This is a genomic window from Streptomyces sp. (assembly GCF_036524955.1).
In the GTDB taxonomy this organism is placed as follows: domain Bacteria; phylum Actinomycetota; class Actinomycetes; order Streptomycetales; family Streptomycetaceae; genus Actinacidiphila.
This window is the reverse complement of record NZ_DATDBG010000150.1, coordinates 1-2,956: the sequence shown is the minus strand read 5'-3', so window position 1 is coordinate 2,956 and position 2,956 is coordinate 1. Positions and strand designations below refer to the sequence as shown.

Here is a 2,956-nt window from a genome sequence, read left to right as displayed (position 1 = left end):
GCCGCCGTCGACCTGGTAGTCGATCACCCTCACTGTCACCCCGCCCGGATGGGAGCGCCGCTGCCCGGCGAGATTCATCCGGGTCAGATATGTCCCGTCAGGCAAGACCTCCATGGGCTCGCGGCGACGAAGGTGCGGGCTCTGATCAGCAAGTGCGCTCCGGCCTGCGTGTATGCCTTCCACAGTGCGACACCGGGGAAGGCCCGGTCCATGATCACCAGCATGCCGGCGGCACTGCCGGCCATCTCCGTCGCCAGCGCGGGCTCGCCACCACCGCCCTTGAAGGTGCCTATCCGCGCGTCGATCGTCGCGTGCGTACCGGTCTCGGTCAGCGTCACTACCCTGGCCTGCGGGAACCCGACGGGCCGACCGGCGCTGTCCACCTGCCCACCAAAAGCGGCACGTGTCGTATCATTATCCGGCACGTCCAGTAAGAACCCGTCGACCGCAGCGACTCTCATCCCGCGCCAGAACGCCACCTCGAGTGTGGGCGGAGCGATCGCCCCCGCCACACGGCGGAACACTCCTTCCAAGGGTGCGGCCCCAAGCTGCTGCCGGGCCCTGGTGAACGACGACTTGTTCGGGACCGACTGGTCCATCCCGCCCAGGGCCCCGACCAGGTTCTCCGCGACATCGTCGTAGGAGTCCTGCTGGAACAGCGCCAGAGCGAGCACGAAGTAGACCATGAAGCGGCTCGACAGGGGACGGGGCTTGGCATCCCGCCGACCACACGCGGTCAGCACCTCGTCCACCAGGTCAGGAACGATCCACTCGGTGAGCAACCCGAGCCGGACATCATCGGACAACCCGATCCATGGATGCATGTCCGGTCAACGAACCAGCACCCCGGCGGTCACCGCGCCTGGAAGAGGAACTACTTGCACCTCTCAAGCAACGGCATTGCCGGCCTGGTCGCTGGTGGAGAAGAAGTACGGCTGCCCGGTCGCGAACCGCTTCGACCGGACCTTGGACGACGGCTGCGCATGCCGCCTCGGCCAGAGTCCTGCGTTGCGGTGCGAAACACCGAGTTACTGACGCCCGTCGCGGCGCGATGCGCACCTCGGGCAGAAAGGCGCCTGGCGTCGGGTGTCCCGGTGGTCGCACAGGAGTTGGTTTCACGAGGGCCCTGTGAGGGGAGCTACTCGCGTTCGGTATTTTCAGCGCATGAGCCCTCGTCGCGTTCTCGCGAAACCCGGCCTGACCATCCTGGTTCTTCTCTCCGTCACGAGTGGATGCATTCTCTTCGGCAGCCAGACCCGCGGGGACCCACCCTCTGACGACGTGCGGGTGGAAGCACCCGCACCCACCGCAAAAGTCAGCGAAATGTGCCGCATGCTCACCGATGAAGTTCCGAGAAATGTAGCCGGTGCCACACAGAGGGCGACGAAACCAGCCTCGCCGTTCACCGCAGCGTGGGGAGACCCTGCCATAATTCTGCGTTGCGGAGTTCCGCGGCCAGATGAAATGAACAATCCCCTCGCCTTGGGAGGCGAAGTAAGCGGAGTCGCCTGGATGATGGAGAGGCCGGGAGATGATGTGTATCGCTGCACCACCACACTCCGAAAGGCCTATGTCGAGGTGACCATCCCAGGAAAGTACGGAGACGTCACAACCCTGATGGACCTTGCCAACGCAATCCACACAACGGTTCCCCCTGGCCTCTAGACACGCGCCACCGCCCTCGACGCGCCCCTCGTCGAAGCGGCGCACGCACGGTACCCGCGGCTCGGGCTCCGCGTGCCTGCCCTCCCGGGAATTCCCGAGATCATCGCGGGCCGCCGCTGGCGGGATTGACCTCGCGCTTTCACCGGGCTCGGCATGGTGAACCCGGTCCGGCCGCTGCGAGGCGCGGAGACGAAGGTGGGTGACACGGTGGTACCCGCCCCATCGTGCGCGGACCTGACAGCGAGCGGACGGCCCTTCGGGTCTCCGGCTGTTGTCAGTGCCCTGTGCTCTGATACGTCGTGAGGGACGGGAGTTGAGCCGAAGCGGCTCACCGCGGGGTGCCCTCACCACCTACACACAGACGGGACATCGCAGACATGACCGAACCGGTGAAGGGCCCTGCCAGCTACTTCCCTTCGATCGAGAAGAAGTACGGCCGCCCGATCGCGGAGTGGACGGACCTCATCCGCTCATCGCCCCTGACCAGGCACATGGAGCTCGTCTCCTGGCTCAAGACCGAGCACGGCCTGGGGCACGGCCACGCCAACGCCCTGGTCGCGCACGCCCTTTCCGAAGACAGCGGCACGTGAGCGTTGTGCGACCCGGGGCATCGTGGGAGGGCGGGAGCTGTCCGGAGGGGCGGCTGCCCGTCCCGACCACGGGGGGGGTGCACACCCCCCCCGTGGTGCCGCACACCACGTACACCGCGCACCGCGGAGCCTGCACGCGGCGGCGCCCCCTACCGCTTCGCCGGACCCCGCACCGGGCCCCACTCCTCCGTGGCTCACCCCGCACTGCTCACCCCGTGATCCGCATCAACGCGATCCGCTCCCCCGCCACCGTGAACGCGAAGTGGGACGGCCCGTTGAAGCCCTCCCCGCCCACCTGCGCGCTGACCGTCGTCGTGTCGCCCTCGGTCGTCACGCCCGTGACCGCCAGCGTCACGTGCTTGCCGATGAACTCGGCGTCGCTCCAGCGCCGGATCGCCTCCCGCCCGCGGAACTCCCGGCCCCAGTCGTCCACGACACCGTCCTCCGCGAAGGCGGCGAGAAAGTCTTCGATGTGCCCGGCGTCGGCGGCCTCAAGGGCGGCGGCGACAGCGAGCGGCAGTGCGGGGGGAGTCGTCATGGCCTGTCAACGAGGGTGGGCCGGCCGGGGACACAGCCGCCCACCCGCTCGGACCAACCCCGCCACCCACCCGCCTGGGCCGACCCCGCAGCCGTCGCCTTCGGCGGGGAACGCCCGGCCGTACCGAGCGCCGGGCCGCCCCCGCCACCGTGCGTACGGCGGC

The 2,956-nt window shown here is 68.3% G+C and carries 4 protein-coding genes; 2 read left to right on the top strand and 2 right to left on the bottom strand.

Annotated elements, in window-relative coordinates:
* Positions 1-83 precede the first annotated feature (83 nt).
* Positions 84-806: a transposase domain-containing protein gene (locus VIW71_RS12320; RefSeq protein WP_331622161.1), complete on the bottom strand. Its 723-nt coding sequence runs from the start codon at positions 804-806 to the stop codon at positions 84-86.
* Between the two features lie 358 nt (positions 807-1,164).
* Between VIW71_RS12320 and VIW71_RS12315 the strand changes: the two genes are divergently transcribed.
* Together VIW71_RS12315 and VIW71_RS12310 are read left to right on the top strand one after the other, a co-directional pair.
* Positions 1,165-1,665 carry a DUF3515 domain-containing protein gene (locus VIW71_RS12315; RefSeq protein WP_331622160.1) on the top strand — a complete coding sequence of 167 codons (501 nt, stop codon included), beginning with the start codon at positions 1,165-1,167 and terminating at the stop codon, positions 1,663-1,665.
* Between the two features lie 377 nt (positions 1,666-2,042).
* Positions 2,043-2,255, top strand: a complete 213-nt coding sequence (locus tag VIW71_RS12310; protein WP_331622159.1) for a DUF4287 domain-containing protein — start codon at positions 2,043-2,045, stop codon at positions 2,253-2,255.
* 208 nt (positions 2,256-2,463) lie between these two features.
* Here VIW71_RS12310 and VIW71_RS12305 read toward each other — a convergent pair whose 3' ends face one another.
* Positions 2,464-2,793 carry a nuclear transport factor 2 family protein gene (locus tag VIW71_RS12305; RefSeq protein WP_331622158.1) on the bottom strand — a complete coding sequence of 110 codons (330 nt, stop codon included), beginning with the start codon at positions 2,791-2,793 and terminating at the stop codon, positions 2,464-2,466.
* Between the last annotated feature and the right edge of the window lie 163 nt (positions 2,794-2,956).

Excerpts from the sequence above, each read along its gene's own strand:
- VIW71_RS12315 (WP_331622160.1), top strand. The coding sequence starts at position 1,165 with ATGAGCCCTCGTCGCGTTCTCGCGAAACCCGGCCTGACCATCCTGGTT.
- VIW71_RS12310 (WP_331622159.1), top strand. The coding sequence starts at position 2,043 with ATGACCGAACCGGTGAAGGGCCCTGCCAGCTACTTCCCTTCGATCGAG.
- VIW71_RS12305 (WP_331622158.1), bottom strand. The coding sequence starts at position 2,793 with ATGACGACTCCCCCCGCACTGCCGCTCGCTGTCGCCGCCGCCCTTGAG.